General features: G+C 69.6%; 15 protein-coding genes and 4 pseudogenes. 9 read left to right on the top strand and 10 right to left on the bottom strand.

Annotated features, from left to right (window positions below):
• Window positions 1-290 precede the first annotated feature (290 nt).
• Window positions 291-3,665 (top strand): pyruvate carboxylase, encoded by a 3,375-nt coding sequence (locus tag ABZV31_RS32200; RefSeq protein WP_355900447.1) that lies wholly within the window; start codon window positions 291-293, stop codon window positions 3,663-3,665.
• Between the two features lie 109 nt (window positions 3,666-3,774).
• Here the strand turns inward: ABZV31_RS32200 and ABZV31_RS32195 are convergent, their stop codons facing one another.
• Window positions 3,775-5,034, bottom strand: a complete 1,260-nt coding sequence (locus ABZV31_RS32195) for a DUF4132 domain-containing protein (protein ID WP_355900415.1) — start codon at window positions 5,032-5,034, stop codon at window positions 3,775-3,777.
• Between the two features lie 654 nt (window positions 5,035-5,688).
• On the opposite strand from ABZV31_RS32195, the gene pgm reads away from it, so the two are divergent.
• The 3 genes from pgm (at window position 5,689) to katG (ending at window position 10,162) form a co-directional block, all read left to right on the top strand.
• Complete coding sequence (gene pgm, locus ABZV31_RS32190) at window positions 5,689-7,329, top strand: phosphoglucomutase (alpha-D-glucose-1,6-bisphosphate-dependent) (protein WP_355900414.1); 1,641 nt, start codon at window positions 5,689-5,691, stop codon at window positions 7,327-7,329.
• A gap of 130 nt (window positions 7,330-7,459) precedes the next feature.
• The gene (locus tag ABZV31_RS32185) at window positions 7,460-7,897 is read left to right on the top strand and encodes a Fur family transcriptional regulator (protein WP_355900413.1); all 438 of its coding nucleotides are present in this window, start codon (window positions 7,460-7,462) and stop codon (window positions 7,895-7,897) included.
• 33 nt (window positions 7,898-7,930) lie between these two features.
• The gene (katG, locus tag ABZV31_RS32180) at window positions 7,931-10,162 is read left to right on the top strand and encodes a catalase/peroxidase HPI (protein WP_355900412.1); all 2,232 of its coding nucleotides are present in this window, start codon (window positions 7,931-7,933) and stop codon (window positions 10,160-10,162) included.
• Between the two features lie 206 nt (window positions 10,163-10,368).
• Here katG and ABZV31_RS32175 read toward each other — a convergent pair whose 3' ends face one another.
• The 5 genes and pseudogenes from ABZV31_RS32175 to ABZV31_RS32155 form a co-directional block, all read right to left on the bottom strand.
• Window positions 10,369-10,890: a hypothetical protein gene (locus ABZV31_RS32175; RefSeq protein ID WP_355900411.1), complete on the bottom strand. Its 522-nt coding sequence runs from the start codon at window positions 10,888-10,890 to the stop codon at window positions 10,369-10,371.
• A 435-nt stretch (window positions 10,891-11,325) separates the two neighbouring features.
• The gene (locus ABZV31_RS32170) at window positions 11,326-11,667 is read right to left on the bottom strand and encodes a hypothetical protein (protein ID WP_355900410.1); all 342 of its coding nucleotides are present in this window, start codon (window positions 11,665-11,667) and stop codon (window positions 11,326-11,328) included.
• A gap of 655 nt (window positions 11,668-12,322) precedes the next feature.
• On the bottom strand, window positions 12,323-12,931 hold the full coding sequence (locus ABZV31_RS32165; RefSeq protein WP_355900409.1) for an SUKH-4 family immunity protein: 609 nt from the start codon (window positions 12,929-12,931) through the stop codon (window positions 12,323-12,325).
• A 2-nt stretch (window positions 12,932-12,933) separates the two neighbouring features.
• Window positions 12,934-13,257 (bottom strand): annotated as a pseudogene (locus ABZV31_RS32160) (transposase family protein); the annotation flags it as partial.
• A 145-nt stretch (window positions 13,258-13,402) separates the two neighbouring features.
• Window positions 13,403-13,727 (bottom strand): annotated as a pseudogene (locus tag ABZV31_RS32155) (DinB family protein); the annotation flags it as partial.
• Window positions 13,728-13,787: 60 nt separating this feature from the next.
• On the opposite strand from ABZV31_RS32155, the gene ABZV31_RS32150 reads away from it, so the two are divergent.
• Both ABZV31_RS32150 and ABZV31_RS32145 read left to right on the top strand, forming a co-directional pair.
• Window positions 13,788-14,153, top strand: coding sequence for a DUF1330 domain-containing protein (locus ABZV31_RS32150; RefSeq protein ID WP_355900408.1), 366 nt, complete (start codon window positions 13,788-13,790; stop codon window positions 14,151-14,153).
• A gap of 372 nt (window positions 14,154-14,525) precedes the next feature.
• The gene (locus ABZV31_RS32145) at window positions 14,526-14,657 is read left to right on the top strand and encodes a hypothetical protein (RefSeq protein WP_355900407.1); all 132 of its coding nucleotides are present in this window, start codon (window positions 14,526-14,528) and stop codon (window positions 14,655-14,657) included.
• Between the two features lie 78 nt (window positions 14,658-14,735).
• On the opposite strand, the gene ABZV31_RS32140 is transcribed toward ABZV31_RS32145, so the two are convergent.
• A complete protein-coding gene (locus ABZV31_RS32140; RefSeq protein ID WP_355900446.1) occupies window positions 14,736-15,071 on the bottom strand; it encodes a SpoIIE family protein phosphatase in 336 nt (111 codons plus the stop codon).
• A gap of 125 nt (window positions 15,072-15,196) precedes the next feature.
• The gene (locus ABZV31_RS32135; RefSeq protein ID WP_355900406.1) at window positions 15,197-17,491 is read right to left on the bottom strand and encodes an FUSC family protein; all 2,295 of its coding nucleotides are present in this window, start codon (window positions 17,489-17,491) and stop codon (window positions 15,197-15,199) included.
• 322 nt (window positions 17,492-17,813) lie between these two features.
• On the opposite strand from ABZV31_RS32135, the gene ABZV31_RS32130 reads away from it, so the two are divergent.
• Both ABZV31_RS32130 and ABZV31_RS32125 read left to right on the top strand, forming a co-directional pair.
• The gene (locus tag ABZV31_RS32130) at window positions 17,814-18,257 is read left to right on the top strand and encodes a universal stress protein (RefSeq protein WP_355900445.1); all 444 of its coding nucleotides are present in this window, start codon (window positions 17,814-17,816) and stop codon (window positions 18,255-18,257) included.
• A 270-nt stretch (window positions 18,258-18,527) separates the two neighbouring features.
• The gene (locus ABZV31_RS32125; protein ID WP_355900405.1) at window positions 18,528-19,076 is read left to right on the top strand and encodes a hypothetical protein; all 549 of its coding nucleotides are present in this window, start codon (window positions 18,528-18,530) and stop codon (window positions 19,074-19,076) included.
• Window positions 19,077-19,099: 23 nt separating this feature from the next.
• On the opposite strand, the gene ABZV31_RS32120 is transcribed toward ABZV31_RS32125, so the two are convergent.
• The gene (locus tag ABZV31_RS32120; protein ID WP_355900404.1) at window positions 19,100-19,885 is read right to left on the bottom strand and encodes an SDR family oxidoreductase; all 786 of its coding nucleotides are present in this window, start codon (window positions 19,883-19,885) and stop codon (window positions 19,100-19,102) included.
• A 41-nt stretch (window positions 19,886-19,926) separates the two neighbouring features.
• Between ABZV31_RS32120 and ABZV31_RS32115 the strand changes: the two are divergent.
• A pseudogene (locus ABZV31_RS32115) lies at window positions 19,927-20,112 on the top strand (helix-turn-helix domain-containing protein); the annotation flags it as partial.
• Window positions 20,113-20,120: 8 nt separating this feature from the next.
• On the opposite strand, the pseudogene ABZV31_RS32110 reads toward ABZV31_RS32115, so the two are convergent.
• Window positions 20,121-20,323 (bottom strand): annotated as a pseudogene (locus ABZV31_RS32110) (transposase); the annotation flags it as partial.
• Between the last annotated feature and the right edge of the window lie 173 nt (window positions 20,324-20,496).

Genomic DNA, 20,496 nt, shown 5'->3' with positions numbered 1-20,496 from the left:
ACGACAGCCGAATGTCGTTCGAGGCGAAGGGGATCTGCGGCTACATCAGCACGCACCGTGACGGCCCAGTGTGTGCGGTGGCGTGTACGGCGCTGGGCGGGGGTCCCGGTCGCCGTCAGCGGCGAATACGACGGCGCGGCGAGTTCCATGGGCGAACCACACCCGCGTCGCGGCCTGGCACCTGGCCCGGTCGAGGGAGACAATCGGTGCGAGTGGCCCGGCTCACATGGCGTGACGGGGACGTGGCCGACACGATGGTCATCGTCACCGGCAGGCCGAAGGGATCCAGGATGTTCCGCAAGGTGCTGGTCGCCAACCGCGGCGAGATTGCGATTCGCGCGTTCCGCGCCAGCTATGAACTGGGCGCGCGAACAGTTGCTGTCTTCCCGCATGAGGACCGTAACTCGCTGCACCGGCTGAAGGCCGACGAGGCCTATGAGATCGGCGAGCTGGGGCACCCGGTGCGGGCGTACCTCTCCGTGGAGGAGATCGTCCGTGCGGCGCGCCGGGCCGGAGCGGATGCCGTCTACCCGGGTTACGGGTTCCTGTCCGAGAACCCGGAACTGGCGCGCGCCTGCGAGGAGGCGGGCATCACGTTCGTCGGGCCGGGTGCCGACACGCTCGAGCTGACGGGGAACAAGGCCCGCGCGGTGGCAGCCGCCCGTGCAGCCGGCGTGCCGGTGCTCGGCTCCTCGGCGCCCTCCACTGACGTCGACGAACTGGTCCGTGCCGCCAAGGACATCGGTTTTCCCGTGTTCGTCAAGGCGGTCGCCGGCGGCGGAGGGCGCGGCATGCGGCGGGTCGAGGACCCGGCCGCGTTGCGCGAGTCCATCGAGGCGGCGTCCCGGGAGGCGGCGTCCGCGTTCGGTGACCCCACCGTCTTCCTGGAGAAGGCCGTCGTCGATCCGCGCCACATCGAGGTGCAGATCCTCGCCGACGGGCAGGGCAACGTCATCCACCTGTTCGAGCGCGACTGCTCGGTGCAGCGCCGCCACCAGAAGGTGATCGAGCTGGCACCCGCGCCGAATCTCGACCCGGCGCTGCGGGAGCGGATCTGCGCCGACGCGGTGCGGTTCGCCCGCGAGATCGGCTACCGCAACGCGGGCACCGTGGAGTTCCTGCTCGACCGCGACGGCAACCACGTCTTCATCGAGATGAACCCGCGCATCCAGGTCGAGCACACGGTGACCGAGGAGGTCACCGACGTCGACCTGGTGCAGGCACAGCTGCGCATCGCCGCCGGCGAGACGCTGGCGGATCTCGGACTGTCGCAGGAGACCGTCACCCTGCGCGGCGCCGCTCTGCAGTGCCGTATCACCACCGAGGATCCGGCCAACGGCTTCCGCCCGGACACCGGCAGGATCAGTGCCTACCGTTCGCCGGGCGGCTCGGGCATCCGCCTGGACGGCGGCACCACGCACGCGGGTACGGAGATCAGCGCGCACTTCGACTCGATGCTCGTCAAGCTCACCTGCCGGGGCCGGGACTTCAAGGCCGCGATCGGCCGGGCCCGGCGTGCCGTGGCCGAGTTCCGCATCCGCGGGGTCGCCACGAACATTCCGTTCCTGCAAGCCGTGCTGGACGATCCGGACTTCCAGGCGGGTCGGGTCACGACGTCGTTCATCGAGGAGCGGCCGTACCTGCTGACCGCACGGCACTCCGCCGACCGCGGCACCAAGCTCCTCACCTACCTCGCCGACGTCACGGTGAACAAGCCCCACGGCGAGCGCCCCGAGCTGATCGACCCGGTCACCAAGCTGCCGCCGCTGCCTGCCGGCGAGCCGCCCGCGGGTTCCCGGCAGCGCCTCGTCGAGCTCGGCCCGGAAGGCTTCGCCCGCTGGCTGCGCGAGTCGCCGACCCTCGGCGTCACCGACACCACCTTCCGCGACGCTCACCAGTCGCTCCTGGCCACCCGGGTGCGCACCAAGGACCTGCTGGCCGTAGCTCCGACGGTGGCCCGGACTCTGCCGCAGCTGCTGTCCCTGGAGTGCTGGGGCGGCGCCACCTATGACGTCGCCCTGCGCTTCCTCGCCGAGGACCCCTGGGAGCGCCTGGCGGCACTGCGCGAGGCGGTGCCCAACATCTGCCTGCAGATGCTGCTGCGCGGCCGCAACACCGTGGGCTACACGCCGTATCCGACCGAAGTCACCGACGCCTTCGTCCAGGAGGCCGCGGCCACCGGCATCGACATCTTCCGGATCTTCGACGCGCTCAACGACGTCGGCCAGATGCGGCCGGCCATCGACGCCGTGCGGGAGACCGGGACGGCGATCGCCGAGGTCGCCCTGTGCTACACCGGGGACCTCTCCGACCCCTCGGAGCGTCTCTACACCCTGGACTACTACCTCCGCCTGGCCGAGCAGATCGTGGCCGCCGGCGCGCATGTGTTGGCGGTCAAGGACATGGCCGGGCTGCTGCGCGCCCCGGCCGCGGCGACGCTGGTGTCGGCGCTGCGCCGCGAGTTCGACCTCCCGGTTCACCTGCACACCCACGACACCGCGGGCGGTCAGCTCGCCACCTACCTCGCCGCGATCCAGGCGGGCGCCGACGCGGTGGACGGCGCCGTGGCCTCGATGGCCGGCACCACCTCGCAGCCGTCGCTGTCGGCGATCGTGGCCGCCACCGATCACTCCGAGCGGCCGACCGGTCTGGATCTCCAGGCCGTCGGTGACCTGGAGCCGTACTGGGAGAGCGTACGCAGGGTCTACGCGCCTTTCGAGGCGGGCCTGGCCTCGCCGACCGGACGCGTCTACCATCACGAGATCCCTGGCGGCCAGCTGTCGAACCTGCGCACCCAGGCGGTCGCGCTGGGCCTCGGCGACCGCTTCGAGGAGATCGAGGCGATGTACGCCGCCGCCGACCGGATCCTGGGCCGCCTGGTGAAGGTCACGCCGTCGTCGAAAGTGGTGGGCGATCTCGCCCTGCACCTGGTGGGTGCCGGGGTGGCGCCGGAGGAGTTCGAGGCGACGCCGGACAGGTTCGACATCCCCGACTCCGTCGTCGGCTTCCTGCGCGGCGAGTTGGGGACCCCGCCGGGCGGATGGCCGGAGCCGTTCCGTACCAAGGCGCTCCAGGGCCGAGCAGAGGCCAAGCCCGTGCAGGAGCTGACCGCCGAGGACCGTACGGGCTTGGACAAGTCCCGGCGCTCGACACTCAACCGGCTGCTGTTCCCCGGGCCGACGCGTGACTTCGAGACCCACCGGCAGGCCTACGGCGACACCAGCGTGCTGGACAGCAAGGATTTCTTCTACGGGCTGTGTCCCGCCAGGGAATACGCCGTCGACCTCGAGCCCGGAGTGCGGCTCCTCATCGAGCTCCAGGCCATCGGCGAGGCGGACGAACGCGGCATGCGCACCGTGATGTCCACACTCAACGGCCAACTGCGCCCGATCCAGGTACGCGACGCCGCGGCGGCTTCCGATGTACCGGTGACCGAGAAGGCGGACCGGGCCAACCCCGGACACGTGGCGGCGCCGTTCGCCGGTGTGGTGACGCTCGCGGTCGCCGAGGGCGACGAGGTGGAGGCTGGTGCGACCGTGGCCACCATCGAGGCGATGAAGATGGAAGCCGCCATCACCGCCCCGAAGGCCGGCCGGGTGACCAGGTTGGCCATCAACCGAATCCAGCAGGTGGAAGGCGGCGATCTGCTCGTCGAGGTCGCGTGAGGCGCCTCGTAGGGGATGAGGCCCGGCCCCGCCCCGAGGATGTCGGGGCGGGGCCGGACCGAGGTCGAGGCACGTGTCACGGCTCGGTCTCAGAACCTCACGGTGGCCATCAGGCACCTCGCTTGATCCGCGTGAGGATGGACTCGTCGGTGATCTTCGTGTCGGAGGCGAGCAGGAACGCCTTGCTGAGGATCAGTGAGAGCCGGTCGTCCTCGAACGGCAGGAACACCTGGCCGTCACTCTTGCGACGCGACGGGACGATGCACAGGTAGGCATTGTCCGGTTCCATCAGGATGTCGGCCGAACCGATATGGATCTTGTATGTTGCCAGGTCGCCCCGGACCACCACGAAGCGGCCGTCGAGGGAGCACCGGTTGGCGATCTCCAGGCGCGGCAGGATCCGTTGCAGGGCTTCGCGGCGCGCCTCGGCGCTCTCGGTCAGCTCGGCGAACCCGGCCAGCTCCCAGTAGGCGCGCTCGGGGCCCCGGTCGGTCCAGTCGGGATCGGCGGCGATCGAGGTCACGCCTACGAACAGATCGACGTCCCGCATCGCTTCGCTGAACACCAGCGGCGGCACTTCGGCGAGCGGCACCTCCCGCCAGGTGCCCTCCAGCCGGCGGGCGAAGCGGACCTGACCGGTCGTGGCCAGCTCGTGGTCACCCGCCCAGTCCGCCCGGGCGTGGAAGAAGCGGACCTGCCATGCGCCCGCGGCCAGGGTCCGCACAGCCTCGTCCTCGTCGCTGCCGTCCCAGGGGCCAAGCAGGCCGCTCGCCCATCCCCGGGCCCTGAACAGCGCGAACATCCTGCGGTGGTGCACGAGGTGCCCGAAGCGGTTGGAGTGGACGCGGGTGTCCTCCTCAGCCGGGGTGAGGAGGTAGATTTCGCGGAACGCCTGCTGGATCCGCCGTTCGGTGAGCAGATCCCGCCAGGCCCGTACGGTGCCTGGGTCGGAGCGGATCGGGTGCCAGAGCCGTACGAGGGCGTCGTCGGGCGCGTCGGGAAGATGCTCGGCCTCGGGCAGTACGGGCCGCCATTGGCCGGGCGTGACCTCGATCTCCCAGATCAGCCGGCGTACGACGGCCCGGGCGAGCGGATGCCCGGCCAGCTCGGCGCGCCACCATCCGTACGGGTGGACGGTGTCGACGGTGAAGCCGCCCTCCAGCGCCCGCGTGAGGGTGCCGAGCTGGACGCCCACCCGCTTCACCAGGTCGCGCAGTTCCTTGACCAGGTCGCCGTGGTCGCGGCGGACGGCCCCGGGGACACCACGCAGCGGGCGGTCGTCCTTCTCCCAGGTCAGCCCGGCGGTCTCGGCGACCGTGACGACGGCCGCGTAGCCGCCCGCCTGTCTGCCCCAGGACGCCGTCCTCATCGAATCCGAACGTCGGAGGCCGTAGCGCCACGTCGGTCCGCTCGGCCAGGGCCGCCTCGACCTTCTTGAGCATCTTGTCGAGCTGCTTGGGCACCCCGGCGTGTCGGACGATCGTCCGCATTTCTCCGCGGCCATGATGGTCACCGCCGCATTCCGGTGGGCGGGCCGGGCGTAGTAGCGGTCGCCGACCAGTCCCAGATCGCGCCGTACTTCGACTTGCGGCACGCGTTCGTCGGACGGACCGGGCAACGGCCCGGCCGCGGGCCGCCCGGCCAGCCGGTGCGCAGCCGACACCAGCAGCTGCAGCACCTCCACCTCGGCCATGGCCTTCACTCAATGGGGTTCCTCTCCTGCCGGGCGCGTCGGTCAGAGGCTGTCGCTGGGCGCCTGCGCGAGGGCCACGACGGCGCCCCGGCGGCTAGTACTGCTTCTGCCGTTGACGAATCAGCCGGTCAGTGACCCCGAAGACCTCACGGTGACGTGCGCCCTTCCCACGTGGCGGCGCACCGTACGCGACGAGGAAGAGGCCTCGCGCATCGGCTCGCCGGGCCCCGGCATACCGACACCTCGAGCCGGAAAATGCGGCTCCCGTCCCTGGTAGGGGGAAGATGAGATCGCGAGCGGATCCACAGTCGATATGGAGGAGTGGGTGCCATGCAGTATGAGCGAGCGGGCAAGCCGGCCGGACCCGACGACCTGATCGACGTCGCCCGGCTGGTGACGGCGTACTACGCGCTGCACCCCGATCCGGCTGAGCCGGGGCAGCGCGTGACCTTCGGTACATCCGGACACCGTGGATCGTCGCTGGCGGCGGCGTTCAACGAGGACCATATCGCCGCGACCAGCCAGGCCATCTGCGAGTACCGCAAGGGGCAGGGCACCGACGGCCCCCTCTTCCTCGGTGCGGACACGCATGCCCTGTCCGAGCCCGCGAAGATCACCGCGCTGGAGGTGTTCGCGGCCAACGACGTGACTGTGCTCATCGACAGCGCGGATGGTTACACCCCCACCCCGGCGGTCTCGCACGCCATCCTGACGTACAACCGGGGTCGCACCTCGGGCCTCGCCGACGGCGTGGTCGTGACACCCTCGCACAACCCGCCTGCCGACGGCGGCTTCAAGTACAACCCACCGAGCGGCGGCCCGGCAGGTTCCGGCGCGACCTCCTGGATCCAGGACCGGGCGAACGAGATCATCGCGGGCGGGCTGAAGAACGTGCGGCGCATGCCGTATACCCAGGCGCTCGCCGCGCCCGGCACCGGCCGTTACGACTTCCTCGGCACGTATGTCTCCGATCTGCCGAGCGTGCTGGACCTCGATGCCATCCGGGCCGCGGGCGTGCGCATCGGCGCCGATCCGCTGGGCGGGGCGTCCGTCGCCTACTGGGGCCGCATCGCCGAGCAGCATCGTCTCGACCTGACCGTGGTCAATCCGCTCACCGACCCCACCTGGCGGTTCATGACGCTGGACTGGGACGGCAAGATCCGCATGGACTGCTCGTCGCCGTACGCGATGGCTTCGCTCATTGAGCAGCGCGATCGTTTTCAGATCGCGACGGGCAACGACGCCGACGCCGACCGGCACGGCATCGTCACCCCGGACGCAGGGCTGATGAACCCCAACCACTTTCTCGCCACCGCCATTTCCTACCTGTACGCCCACCGCACGCAGTGGCCCGCCGATGCGGGCGTGGGCAAGACGCTGGTTTCGTCCGGCATGATCGACCGGGTCGCCGCCGACCTCGGCCGCCGACTGGTCGAAGTACCCGTGGGCTTCAAGTGGTTCGTGGACGGGCTGATCGACGGATCGCTCGGCTTCGGCGGCGAGGAGTCCGCCGGAGCGTCATTCCTGCGCCGGGACGGTTCGGTGTGGACCACGGACAAGGACGGCATCATCCTGGCCCTGCTCGCCTCCGAAATCACGGCCGTGACCGACAAGACGCCATCCCAGCACTACGCCGCGCTCACTGCTCGCTTCGGCGAACCCGCGTATGCCCGCATCGACGCACCCGCATCCCGAGAGGAGAAGGCCCGCCTGGCCAAGTTGTCCCCGGCACAGGTCAGCGCCGACACCCTCGCCGGGGAGCCGGTCACCGCCGTGCTCACCGAAGCGCCGGGCAACGGCGCAGCCATCGGCGGCATCAAGGTGACCACCGAGAACGCCTGGTTCGCGGCCCGCCCCTCGGGAACCGAGGACGTCTACAAGATCTACGCGGAGTCGTTCCTGGGACCCGACCACCTCCGTCAGGTGCAGGACGAGGCCAAGGTGGTGGTCCTCGGGGCGCTGGGCGGCTGACGTGCCCCACGCACACCCTCCGGACGGCGCGTCACGCCACAGCAGGGCAGACGTCGCCCGACGCGGCGCGTCAGACTTGGATTGTTCGTTTTCTTCAACCGTTCGTGTTTATGACGCTAGGTTGGGCGCCATGAACGGATCCCAGGCTCCGGCCACCGCCGAGGAGTTGCGCGGTGCCGGCCTACGGGTGACAGCCGCCCGCGTCGCGCTGCTCGAGACCGTCCGGCACGGTGACCACCTCGGCATCGAGGCGATCGCCTCCGGGGTACGTGATCGCGTGGGCCATATCTCCCTTCAAGCCGTGTACGAGGCTCTCCACGCGCTCACCGCGGCGGGACTCGTACGCCGCGTCGAACCGGCCGGCAGCCCGGCCCGGTTCGATGGACGCGTCGGGGACAACCACCACCACGTCGTGTGCCGATCGTGCGGTGTCGTCGCTGACGTCGACTGCGCGGTCGGCGAGGCGCCCTGCCTGACCGCGTCCGACGACCACGGCTTCTCGATCGACGAGGCCGAGGTCATCTACTGGGGCCTGTGCCCCGACTGTTCCACCGCCCGCAGTTCCTGAGCACCGTGATCCGCCCAGTCCGGAAGGATTCCCATGTCCGAGAACCATGATGCAATCGTCGTAGACGCGAAGTCGGAGGGCGGAGGTGGTTGCCCGGTCGCGCACGGGCGCGCCCCGCACCCGACTCAGGGCGGCGGAAACCGCCAGTGGTGGCCGGAGCGGCTCAACCTGAAGATCCTCGCCAAGAACCCCGCCGTGGCCAACCCCCTCGGCGAGGAGTTCGACTACGCCGAGGCGTTCAAGTCCCTCGACCTCCCGGCGGTGAAGCGGGACATCGCGGAGGTGCTGACGACCTCGCAGGACTGGTGGCCCGCCGACTTCGGCCACTACGGCCCGTTCATGATCCGGATGGCGTGGCACAGCGCGGGCACCTACCGGATCAGCGACGGCCGCGGCGGTGCCGGGGCCGGCCAGCAGCGCTTTGCCCCCCTCAACAGCTGGCCGGACAACGGGAACCTGGACAAGGCCCGCCGCCTGCTGTGGCCGGTCAAGAAGAAGTACGGCCAGAACATCTCGTGGGCCGACCTCATGATCCTCGCCGGCAACGTCGCCCTGGAGTCGATGGGCTTCAAGACCTTCGGCTTCGGCGGCGGCCGTGAGGACGTCTGGGAGCCCGACGAGGACGTCTACTGGGGTCCCGAGACCACCTGGCTCGGCGACGAGCGCTACACCGGCGACCGAGAGCTGGAGAACCCCCTCGGCGCGGTCCAGATGGGCCTCATCTACGTCAACCCGGAGGGCCCGAACGGCAACCCGGACCCGCTCGCCGCGGCCCGCGACATCCGTGAGACGTTCCGCCGGATGGCGATGAACGACGAGGAGACGGTTGCCCTGATCGCGGGCGGCCACACCTTCGGCAAGACCCACGGCGCGGGCCCGGCGGACCACGTCGGCCCCGACCCCGAGGCCGCCCCGCTCGAGGAGCAGGGCCTCGGCTGGAGGAACTCCTTCGGCACCGGCAAGGGCGGCGACACGATCACCAGCGGCCTCGAGGGCACGTGGACGAACACCCCGACGACCTGGGACAACAGCTTCTTCGAGATCCTCTTCGGCTACGAGTGGGAGCTGTTCAAGAGCCCCGCCGGCGCGCACCAGTGGAGGCCGAAGGACGGCGCCGGGGCGGGCACCGTCCCCGACGCCCACGACCCGTCCAAGATCCACGCTCCGACGATGCTGACGACCGACCTCGCGCTCCGCGTCGACCCGGCCTACGAGCAGATCTCGCGACGCTTCCTCGAGAACCCCGACGAGTTCGCGGACGCCTTCGCCCGCGCCTGGTTCAAGCTGACCCACCGCGACATGGGCCCGGTCGTGCGCTACCTCGGCCCGGAGGTCCCGACCGAGACGCTGCTGTGGCAGGACCCCCTCCCCGCGGTGACACACGAGCTCATCGACGCCGAGGACATCGCCTCCCTCAAGGGCCGGATCCTCGCCTCGGGCCTGTCGGTGTCCCAGCTCGTGTCCACCGCGTGGGCGTCGGCCTCGTCCTTCCGCGGCAGCGACAAGCGCGGCGGCGCCAACGGTGCGCGCATCCGCCTCGAGCCGCAGAGCGGGTGGGAGGTCAACGACCCCGACCAGCTGGCGACGGTGCTGCGCACCCTGGAGGGGATCCAGAAGGCCTTCAACGCGGCCCAGACCGGCGGCAAGCAGGTCTCGCTCGCCGACCTGATCGTGCTCGCCGGCTGCGCGGCCGTCGAGCAGGCCGCCAAGGACGCCGGATTCGACGTCGAGGTCCCCTTCACGCCGGGCCGGGTGGACGCGTCGCAGGAGCAGACCGACGTGGAGTCGTTCGCCGCGCTCGAGCCGACCGCCGACGGCTTCCGCAACTACCTCGGGAAGGGCAACCGCCTGCCGGCTGAATACCTGCTGCTCGACCGGGCGAACCTGCTGACCCTGAGCGCCCCCGAGATGACGGTCCTCGTCGGTGGCCTCCGCGTCCTGGGCGCGAACTACCAGCAGTCGCCGCTCGGCGTCTTCACCACGACCCCCGGGTCTTTGACCAACGACTTCTTCGTCAACCTGCTCGACCTGGGCACGACGTGGAAAGCGACGTCCGAGGACGCGAACACGTTCGAGGGCCGCGACGCCGCCACGGGCGAGGTCAAGTGGACCGGCAGCCGTGCCGACCTCGTCTTCGGGTCGAACTCCGAGCTGCGCGCGCTCGCGGAGGTCTACGCGAGCGATGACGCGAAGGAGAAGTTCGTGAACGACTTCGTCGCGGCGTGGGACAAGGTGATGAACCTCGACCGGTTCGACCTCGTCTGATCATGACGTCCAGTTCGGCCCGACCCGGCCGACCTGGACGTCCTCAGCCCGAACGACCTCGACATCTCCGCCTCCAGCGCGACGTCGAAAGGGCCGCGGTCAAGCAGGGGCGAGCGTCCGCGTCGGTGGTCGAGGAGGCCACGAAGAGCCGCGCGGATGCGGGGCCGTGATCTCGGTTTCCTCGGAAAAGGGTTCGGTGGTGAAGGTCAGGCCGTCACCGCGAGCCTCGAACTCCGCGCGCGCCTCGTCGACCGGGGGGGCTCCTCGGCCAGGGCGCCGCTGTGAGGATGCAGATGGAACTTGGACCTGGTCCGGGCGAGCGGCCAGTCCTGTTCCGGGCGCAGTTCGAAACTGTCGTCGGTGTGACGGATATTCGGTGTGACGGATATTCGGTGTGACGGATATTCGGTGTGACGGATATTGAGCTGGACCCGGACCCGCGGTTGCTGGTCCCAGCCGGTGTCCTGGCCCTTCAGGAAGCGCCCGAAGGGCCGCTTCTGCAGAGCCACCCCATAGTCGGTGTAGAACTCGGTGATGTGTCCGAGCCCATGAACCTCAAGCCAACGCTGGTCCGATGCGACCCGGGTGTAGCCCTCGAAGCCGCCACGAGTGTGCGGGGGGTGACCCCAGTTGGCGGCCGACAGCACCGGGCCTGTGATTTTTTCCAGCTCCGCAGAGCGGTCCCGGTAGTACTCGCCGTCATAGGGATGTGCCAGTAGCTCGGCCATCGGGTCGGTGCGGTGGGCGGCAGCTCCTCCTTCGGCAGGGTCTCGGGCCCGGCGACCGGATCTCCTGTGTTGGGGTCTCGGGGCCCGCGCGTGCCGACTCCGTGCTGCACCGCCAGCACCAGGGCGGGGTACCAGACGGAGGCGAAGGTGTCGATGATGCCTGCGTGTCGGGCGAACTCGCGGCAGTAGTCGTTGGCCCCTTCCTACGGGCAGATGGCTTCGATGCACTCGTAGAAGTCCTGCAGTCTCCAGCGGGGAGAAGATGTCGAGGCGGCCCGGGGACCGGCCGGCGCATGCGAAGGGTGACGCCTCCTCAAAGGTCAGGCCCTTGGCGTGCACAGCTGAGCGGTCTGCGACCCAATTCGCTCCAGGATTGCCTGGTTCAGATTTGATCGGGTCCCCACTCGGGGACAGTGGGGACCCGATGTCACCTCACTAGTGGTTGTGGCCGCCGTGGCCGCCGTGGCCGCCGTGGCCGCCGGAGCGTCCGTGGCCGTGATCACCGTGGCCGTGGTCGCCGTGGCCGCCGTGGTCACCGGAGCGTCCGTGGCCGTGATCGCCGTGACCACCGTTGTGGCCGTGGTCATCGTTGAAACGCACAAAGTCGCTGTAACGGCCGTCGCCGTGATGTCCGTTGTCGTGGTTGGAGTATCCGGAGTCGCCGTGGTGCGAGTCTGCCGCGACTGCTGTGCCGGCGCCGATACCGGTGAACGCGAGGACGAGCGCGGCGAACACTGCGGCAATCAGGCGCCCGGGCCGGGACACGGTTGTGCTCATGATTGTTCCCTTCCAGGGATGAGCGGGTTTCGCAGGCCCGGAAGTCCCGGGCCCGGCGCGCATCCGGCCCGCCGGGGAGCCCGACGCGCGGGGTGCACTCGCGACCCTGTCCGGCACCGGCACCCCATCCACGCGCGGCGGGACTGACGCCGCCTCATGAGCATCGTGAGGAAGTGCGGGTGGGATTCGGCACCGGGCTTTTCGCGGCCGTGTCGGCGTGAGACGACAGGCCGCTGTTCCGCGACACCACCCCGCCGCCCGGGCCGCACGTTCGGTCACGGTCCCGACCGGTCTTCGAGATGCCGAGGAGCTCTAATGGTTGAAACCTCTACGACATCCCGTGCCTTCCACGCTAGGCCGAGGGGGTCGCACGGTCAAACATTTAGGGCAAAATGCACTAAAAGGAACATTCTGTAGCTGTGGTGTCACCCGCCGTCCAATCCGGTCCCGGGAAGGCGCGATCCGCGCCGCGGGGTGGCTACCGAGCGATCACCGACCGTCTGGACGAGTTGTACATCCCGGCCGGCGAGCCGGAGCATCTCTATGTGGCCATGCAGCAGACTCGTGAGTCTGTAGGCCGTCTCCGGTGGGGTGTGGCACCTCGGGTGGGGGGAGGCGGCCGATGCTTTCCCGGAACGTTGCTGGGAGGGCCCTCTTAGCTGTTTCGATCGCGGAGCCGGTCATGGCCACGGAGGCCGGCGTCGAGCGGGGCAACAAGGGGGAACATTCCGGGGCGATCTCCTCGATGACCTCGGGTCAGCAGCGGAGAAGGGGGCCTGTCGCGCTCTTCCACGGTTTCCCGGATCGCGGACAGGGCCTCCTCGCGGCGCTCGTAGTCCGCGTCGTTGTCATCGGTCAAGGTGAACTGCTTGAGAAGACCCTGGAGTTCGAAGGTCAACCGTACGAGGGAGGACAGATCCTGGTGCAGTGTCTGCACAGGGCCGCCGTTTTGCGAGAATCCGTGAACGCTGCCCAGGTTCAGTGTCAGATGCGTCAGAGGGATCCAGTCGAAGACCACCCAGTCCTCGCTGACCTGCGGCGCTTCGTGGTCGGACAGGCCGCCCTTGTCCCTGCCAAGTGGGAACTGGCCGGTATTCAGGGGAATTTGAGGCCGGAAGATCCCCGTCGGGATGCCAGTGGTGACGAGTAGCCGGTGGGCCTCCGATTCTTCAGGTAGGCCGCGGGATGCTGCGGGAGGCGCAACGAAGAGGGCATCACGTCCCAGCGCGGAGACCATGTCGTCGCGCGAAATGTCAAACAGCATCAGTCCACGATCATCACCGCGTCCTTGGCGAACCGCTTGCCCAGCTGCAGCGCAAGCTTAGGCCCCGGATGGTCGATCACCCGGTCGGCCGCCGACTTCGACACCCCGAACAGCGGGGCCAGTTGCCGCAGCGTCAGGTTCATCCGCCAGTAGGCCGCAATCAGCAGCACTCGGTCCTCCAACGGTAGCTTCCAGGGCCGCCCCCGGCCGGGCGCGTCGGCGCCCTCCCGACGCAGCGCGGCCACCAACTTGCCGAAGGCGCGCGGCTTCAGCCGGGTGAACGGGGCTGTCCAGGACGATTCCGGCGCCGTGATCACACCAGCCACACCAAGATCATCGCATGTGACTGGGCGGTGCAACTGGCCGCCCCGAGCACGCGAGGTTGCCCCTGTGCGGGGATGCAAAGCGCCGCCGCTCGTTTCCTTGGAGTTAGGGCGGGGTGGCTCGGCGCGTGGCCTGTCGACGGAAAGGTCAGCGCTGCCGTGACCGGTACAGGTCGCGGATCAGGGCGATCTCGGCTCCGTGGTGCAGCAGCTCCTGGTTGACCCACCACACGATGTCGATGAACGGCTCGTCGGGGTCGCTGCCGTGGGGATAGGTGCAATACCCCCCCGGTGTCGAGCGCGGCGTCGTCGACGCTCAACAGCGCCTTCCGCCAGGCCGTAGCGCCTTCTTCGAAGGCCGCGACCGCCCCGGCGACATCCCCGCTGACGGGGTAGTCGTTGCGGGTCATCGCGTGCTTACCGGCCGTGTGGTCGGCGCGGAGCGACAGCATCTCGCTGAGATGACTCAGTCGCCGAAAGTGGTGATCGACGCAAATAGCCACGGCCACCCCCACACGGCTGGAGGGTCCGAAATGAGCACCTACCTGATCAACCACCTGCGCATCCCAGGCGGCGTTCCGAACGAGGCGGGCCTGTCCTACCTGGAGCAGGTCGAGGCGACGGCGAAGCCATTCGGCGGCAAGTGGCTCGCCCAGGGCGATGCGGACGTGGTCGAGGGGGCATGGCCAGGCTCGGTGGTCCTGATTGAGTTCCCCAGCCGCGCCGACGCAGAGAACTGGTACAACTCGCCCGATTACCAGAAGATCCTGCCCTTGCGCGTAAACAACGCGATTTCTGACCTCATCCTGGTCGACAGCGTCGGCCCGGACTTCACTGTGCGCGGCTTCGCCCAGCAGATCCGGGCCGCGATCGCGGGAGCCTCCGGCATCGAGGTCTGAGGTGAGCTACAGCAGACGGCGGTCACCGTCGGGATCGGATCGCCGCGCCCCGCACTACCCGGCCCGTTCAGGAGCCTTGCGCGGTGCGGCCGGGGCGGCGATTCGCCCTCTATTGGGCCTCTCAACTCAATGACTTGAGCTGTCGCTGGGTGATGAGGCAGCAGCGAGTTGAGGAGGGCGTCTCTTGCATGGGCGTCATGGAGCGGCAGCGGTCACCAGGAGCCTGCGGGAGGCCGGCGCCCGGTTGGATCATGAACACCTTGGAGAAGGCGGGGCGAAGGTCAGCCGTGCCGTGTGGGACGGTCAGTTGATGCCCTCGGAGTTCGCTCCGTACACGGGGGAGATGCGGGCCAAGGCACCCCGATCAACTTCGTGGCGTTGAAGAAGGGCACGGTGGTGTGGCCCGGGCTGTCGGACGGCAAGGGCAGTAACCACGTCTGTACCTGGCGGGCCGCGTACACCATCGAGGCATCCGGAACTGACTGTTTCGAACAGAAGAAGTGAACCGCGCCGAGCGAGGCTCCGATGGACCGAGGGGCCGTCTGCTGCGACAGGATCTGTTGCCGAACGGCAGGGCCGGAGTCATCGGTCTGCAGGTCGGGACGATCCACTTGCGTGGAGCCGACGGTGGCCGTTGACGGAACGGGCGGTGATGTGCGGCCGGTGGAGGTGGGGGAGGCGAAGCGTTCCATGACCAGGAGGGTTGGTGGCGTCGTCCGTGGGTTGCTCACCGATGTGGGCCAGCAGGTCCTCGTGTATGTGGCGCACCGGGGCCTCGGGACCGGACGCGCGGAAGGAGGCGACCCGCTCGGCGAGCGGATGGAAGTCTCCCGTCGGTGAGCGGGCCTCGATGACGCCGTCGGTGTAGAGCAGGAGGATGTCGCCGCTCTCGGGGGTGAAGGGGTCGGCGGGACCGATCGGGCCCGGCTCAGCTCCCGGCCGCGCCGCTCCATCGGCGGCCTGCCGAGGGGCGGTAGGTCGGTGGTCCGTGCTGCCCGTCGGGCACGATCAGCCGGTTCCCGGCGGGGGCCGGGCTGCCCGGGTCAAGACGGAGTTGCCGGCCTCGCCGCAGCTGCCAGGCTCGGCTGGAGGCGGCGGGCGACGTCGAGATGGTCGGCGGTCCAGATGATGCGGACGGCCGTGGCGGTGGGCTGCCCCTTCTCGTCGGTCAGGTCGCGGCGCAGGGATTCGACCAGCTGCCCTTCGGCCCCGGGGTTGCGGGGCAGCGGCTCCGGGACGGCGGCCCCCCGGCCCAGGGTGGCGGCCAGGTCCCGGTACCAGCCGGTCACCCCGTCGGCGGCGCCCAGTATGACGAGGCGTGCCTCGGCCTTGTCCGTGTCGACGTCCTGTTCGTCGGCGCGCTGCCACAGTCCCAGCACGGCGTCCGCGGCGAGGCGTAGTCCTACGATGCCGGTGACCAGCGTGGTCATGTCGGCAAGCGGCACCGGTTTCGCACCGCGTTCGGCAAGGTAGCTGCGGAAGGCGTCGTCCAGCCGTCGCGCGGCAGCGGCCGCCGCACGGCCTTCCTCGAGGGGAGCGTCCGCCCCCGGTGCGGGGACGGGGCTGCAACGGCCCACGGCGTACTTCACCGTCCCGGCCAGATAGCGGGCGCTGTCGGCGTATGCCTCGGCGAGCGCCCGGTCGACAGCGGCCGCGGCGCCGCGTGGCCAGAAGAACAGGCCCACCAGCACGCTCACCGCGCAGCCGATCGCGATGTCCTGGATGCGCAGCAGGACGATGTGCCAGTCGGGGTCCTGGCCGATGTTGAACAAGATGACGAGGGCGACGGTGAAGGCGGCCTGACCGGCGGCGAACGAGATGGCGGCGGGGGCGATACCGGCGAGGAGCACGGCGAGGGGCAAAAGGAACCAGAGCACGGTGCCGTGGTGGCCGATGAGCTGCAACAGTCCGGCTCCGATGATCGAACCCGCGAGGGTGCCGCCCAGGGCCCGGATCACGTTCTGTCCTGTGTTCAGGGCGTTGGAGCGCAGCACCGACAGGGTTCCCAGGAGCACCCAGAACGAGTGTTGGACGCTGGTCAGGTCCGCGAGGGCGACCGCGATGCCGAGGCCGAGCGCGCCCCGCAGGCTGTTGTGCAGCCAGACGGACCGCGGCTGAAGGTGGGCGGCAGCCCGCTCGCGCGCCGAGGCCAGCGGTTCGGTCATGGCCCCGGGCTCGCGGCCGAGCAGGCGTGCGAACGAGCCGCGGCGCTCGGCGGCCGCGGCCAGGTCCACATTGCCGGCGACCTGCAGCGTCGCGAACCCCAGCTCCTGCGCGCGGAAGGACAGGTCCAGGACCCCGATGACGGGATGCACCTGTGACGGCGTGCCGGTTGCCCCCGGGTGCACGGTCAGCCGGGTGGTGGCGTTGCGCTCCATGTCGGCCATGGCCGCACGCAGGTCGTCCGAGGCGGCGCGCAGCGCGTCCCGTGCGCTCTGCGGGCCATCGAGCAGGTCGGCTGCCTCGTCCAGGACACGGGCGGCGGCCCGCCGCACGGCGTGGGCGTCGGCGTCGCAGGCCGGGCGCCCGTCGAGAGGCGGCGCGCTGTCGGCCAGGATGCTGCTGAGCCAGGTCAGTTCGTCTACCAGGCGGACGGTGGCGCGTGAGCTGGTGGACAGACCGGTGGGCCGGTAAGGGGTGGCGTCGAAGACGACGCGCAGGTCGGCTGCCGCGGTGGCGGCCTGGTCGGCCGTGGCCCGGCACTGGCCGATGCCCGGCGTCTCCGGGCCGCCGGCCAGCCAGGACGCGTCGGTACGCAGCTGTTCCGCGGCGGTGCGGCAGACCCGTGCCGCGGGCGGGCTGAGCGGGTCCGCGGTCGGCCGGGGCCACAGCAGGGAGATCGCGAGCATGGCGGCGGCCGCGGCCAGACCGGCCCCGGCGAGCCGGTCGGGGAGCTGCGACAGCGGCGCGGGCGAGGCCACCGGCAGGATGAAGGCCAGCAGCAGCGCGGTCGACGCGCCGGCGAGGACAGAACTGACGACGCCCGCGAAGAGCACCAGGAAACCGATCACGACCGTGACAGCAACCGCGAGCCAGGTCTCGCGGGCGACGAGCGTGCCCAGGCAGATGAGGGCGGCCCAGGCCACCGCGAGTCCCAGGTGCGCCTGCAGCCGCTGCGGCATCGGCCCGGTGAAGTCCACGAGCAGCAGCATCGAGAACGAACCGAACGCCGCGAAGATCGCCATCGTCGGCGAGCCGATCACCTGGCTGCACAGGGCGAACAGGGCGGGCATCACGATCGCGGTCCGCCCGGCGCGGCGGGTCGCCGCCAGTTCGGGATCGTGGGCACGCAGCCACGAAACGGCTCGCCCGAGCCTGCTGGGACCAGGTTCCTGCACGCTCCCGCACCTCCCGTAGACGGGGCACCTCGCTCACCATCATTCCCCGCTCCCAAGTCTTGCGGCCTTGGCAGGGCCCGGGCGATGGACGGGGCGGCGCCGATGGGCGCGCAGGACCCTCGACGTCTCCCGGGTTGCACACCTGGTGATCGCCGGAGAGGGCACCGTGCAAGTCGGTCGCACAGGGAGATCGAGGTGCTGGGCACGGAAGTACGCTCGAAAGGTGACCAATGACCAGGGGAGTCGTCCCGGGCAGGCCGACGGCCCAAACGGTGCTGATGATGCGGCTGGGACCGGCGACAAGGCCGACCAGCGGCAGCCCGTGTTCGAGCTCGGCACCGACGGCCCGAAAGTCATCGTCGTCGGGGTGGACGGTTCCGATTCGTCCTGGCGGGCAGCCTCCTACGCCGCCGGCTTGGCCCGCCGCCAAAACGCCCTGCTGGCGTTGGTCTACATCCAGCCCCTCACGACTTCCCCCGTCCCGGGCGCCATAGCGGCCCTGGCCGAGACAACGGAGCAGATCGCCGAAGACATCCTCGAACAGGCGCGCAAGGACACCGAACGGCTGGGCCGTGTCTTCCAGCTGCGCTGGGAGTTCCACACCATGCGCGGTGACCCTTATAGAGGCCTGGCCAAGACGGCCGACGACCTGCGGGCCGACGCACTGGTGGTCGGCGCCTCGGAGCGGGCCGGGCACCGGATCATCGGTTCTCTGGCGGTACGGCTGGTCAAGACGGCGCGTTGGCCGGTCACCGTAGTGCCTTAGCAAGCAGTCGGCGAGCCTCGGTCGGCGAACGGCAAGGCCTTTGGCAGCCAGCCGCTGGGCCGAGGTGGGTGTCGGGAGCAGCGCGAGCCTGGGCTGGTCCCGTCGCTGAGAGGAGTCGGATGAGAAGTACGACGCCCCAGCATCCGTCGACACATCCTGGCTGCCTGATCTGACCGACGTGGACGGTGTCCAGGCGGTGGTCGACGGGGGTACCGACGACCTGGACGCCGTCTACTACGACACCGCAGACCTGCGGCTGTACGGCCCACGGTGCGCCGCAGGACCGGCGGATCCGATGCCGGCTGGCACCGGAAACTGCCGCTGTCCGGCGACGGTAGGGAGGAGATCGCGGCACCCCTGTCCAACGACCTCCCGGACATCCTGCGGGAGCCGGCTCTCTCCCGTACCCGTGGCGCCGAGCTGAAGCCGGTCGCCCGCGTCCGTTCCACCCGCACCGTCCGGCACCTCGTGGACGCCGACGACACCCCGCTCGCCGAACTCAGCATCGACACGGTGCGGGCCGGGCGATCGTCAAGGAGTACGAACGGCTCGCCAAGCGCGTCGCACACGCTCTGCGGTGTAGTGGGTGGCGTCGATCTGCTGGGCGTCGACGAGTTCGATGGTGCAGCTGAACTCGGTGGCGGAGCTGTTCAGCCACCGCTCGATCGCGGTGGTGCCCTGGTATGTCTTGCCGTCATCGGTCACGGTGGCGTCGATGGTGAACGCGGTGACTGCGGCGGTGGTGTCGTGGGCCTTGAGGTAGCGGGTGATCGTCTCGGGCAGCGCATGCGGGGTGATGGTGCGGGGCTGGTTGCATGACAGTCCTTGGGTGGGTGAGGTGCTCAGACGGTGGGTGTGGTGCCGCCGTCGATGACGTGCTCGGCGCCGACGATGGACGAGGCCCGGTCGGAGACGAGGAAGGCGATGAGTTCGGCGACATCTTCCGGACGGTTGGGGCGGCCGAGGGGAATGCCGCCGAGGGAGTCCATGAGCCGCCCCAGTGCCGCCTCCTGGGTGATGCCGGCGTCCCGGGCGATCCGGGCGACCAGGTTGTCTGCGGCGGTCGTCTGGATGAAGCCTGGTGAGACGGTGTTGACACGGACGCCGTGCGGGGCGACCTCGTTGGCCAGGCCCTTGCTGTAGGTGGTCAGTGCTGCTTTGGCGGCTGCGTAGGCCAGGGTGCCGTTCCACAGCGGCATGCGGCGCTGGATCGAGGTGACGTGCACGATCACGCCCTTGCCACTGGCGATCATGCCGGGAAGCAGGCCGCGGTCGAGGCGGACAGCGGCCAACAGGTTCGTGTTCAGCTCCCGGGCCCAGTCCTCCTCGCACAGCGCCGCGAATCCTCCGGCCGGTGCCTCGGAGCCGCCGAGGGTGTGGACCAGGATGTCGACGCCTCCCAAGCGCGCGTCCACCTCGGCGATCGCATGGGCGGCGCCTTCGGCGGTGGACAGGTCGGCGGCGATGAACATCTTCTGCGCGACGTGGTCGGGACGGTTGCGGGAGGTGACGAGCACCTTCGCCCCGGCCTCGGCGAGGCGTCGGGCGATGGCTGCTCCGGTGCCCTTGGTGCCGCCGGTGACCAGGGCGCGGCGGCCTTCCAGGGATTCGCTGATGGCGGTGGTCATGGTGCTATCCGTTCCCGCGTGCGGGCGAGGTGCTGGTCGCCGTGGCGAGCCGGATCAGACTGGAGGACCGGGAGTGCCCGCTGTCCACGACGGTGGAGCACGTCGGCGAGTGGTGGACGCTGCTGATCCTGCATGACGCCTTCTACGGCTACACCCGCTTCGACCAGTTCCAGGAGAACCTGGGTATCTCCTCCAGCATGCTCACCGCCCGGCTGAAGACGCTCGTCGAGGCCTTGTAGGGCGGGAAGTCGTGCGGCAGGTACTCCCACGGAATGCCGGTGCGGTTGACGTACATGATCGCGTTCACGATCTCCCGCAGATCGTGAACGCGAGCTGCCGTTCCGGGCCCCCGCCCGCGCGCCGAGCGGTGAACACCGGCTCGATCCACGCCCACCGGGCATCGGACACGTCACTGCGATACGGATGACGAGCACTCACACGCCGTGCAACGACCGCCGTCGCCAGCAGTCACAAGAACATCCCAAAACACCAGCTGCCTAGATCAGATGCCCTGTAAGAGGGCGTTTAGGTATTGCTTGTGCCACTAAGTCGCTTTTGCGGTCAGTGGCTTTTGGTGGGATTTACACTGTACGCGGCCGTTCGTACACCCC

The sequence above is a fragment of the Streptomyces sp. NPDC005202 genome, assembly GCF_040608235.1.
Classification (GTDB): Bacteria; Actinomycetota; Actinomycetes; order Streptomycetales; family Streptomycetaceae; genus Streptomyces.
This window is presented reverse-complemented; position numbering and strand designations above follow the sequence as displayed.

Excerpts from the sequence above, each read along its gene's own strand:
- ABZV31_RS32200 (WP_355900447.1), top strand. The coding sequence starts at position 291 with ATGTTCCGCAAGGTGCTGGTCGCCAACCGCGGCGAGATTGCGATTCGC.
- ABZV31_RS32120 (WP_355900404.1), bottom strand. The coding sequence starts at position 19,885 with ATGACCACCGCCATCAGCGAATCCCTGGAAGGCCGCCGCGCCCTGGTC.
- ABZV31_RS32185 (WP_355900413.1), top strand. The coding sequence starts at position 7,460 with ATGAACGGATCCCAGGCTCCGGCCACCGCCGAGGAGTTGCGCGGTGCC.
- ABZV31_RS32195 (WP_355900415.1), bottom strand. The coding sequence starts at position 5,034 with ATGAGGACGGCGTCCTGGGGCAGACAGGCGGGCGGCTACGCGGCCGTC.
- katG (WP_355900412.1), top strand. The coding sequence starts at position 7,931 with ATGTCCGAGAACCATGATGCAATCGTCGTAGACGCGAAGTCGGAGGGC.
- ABZV31_RS32170 (WP_355900410.1), bottom strand. The coding sequence starts at position 11,667 with ATGAGCACAACCGTGTCCCGGCCCGGGCGCCTGATTGCCGCAGTGTTC.
- ABZV31_RS32175 (WP_355900411.1), bottom strand. The coding sequence starts at position 10,890 with ATGGCCGAGCTACTGGCACATCCCTATGACGGCGAGTACTACCGGGAC.
- pgm (WP_355900414.1), top strand. The coding sequence starts at position 5,689 with ATGCAGTATGAGCGAGCGGGCAAGCCGGCCGGACCCGACGACCTGATC.
- ABZV31_RS32150 (WP_355900408.1), top strand. The coding sequence starts at position 13,788 with ATGAGCACCTACCTGATCAACCACCTGCGCATCCCAGGCGGCGTTCCG.
- ABZV31_RS32165 (WP_355900409.1), bottom strand. The coding sequence starts at position 12,931 with ATGCTGTTTGACATTTCGCGCGACGACATGGTCTCCGCGCTGGGACGT.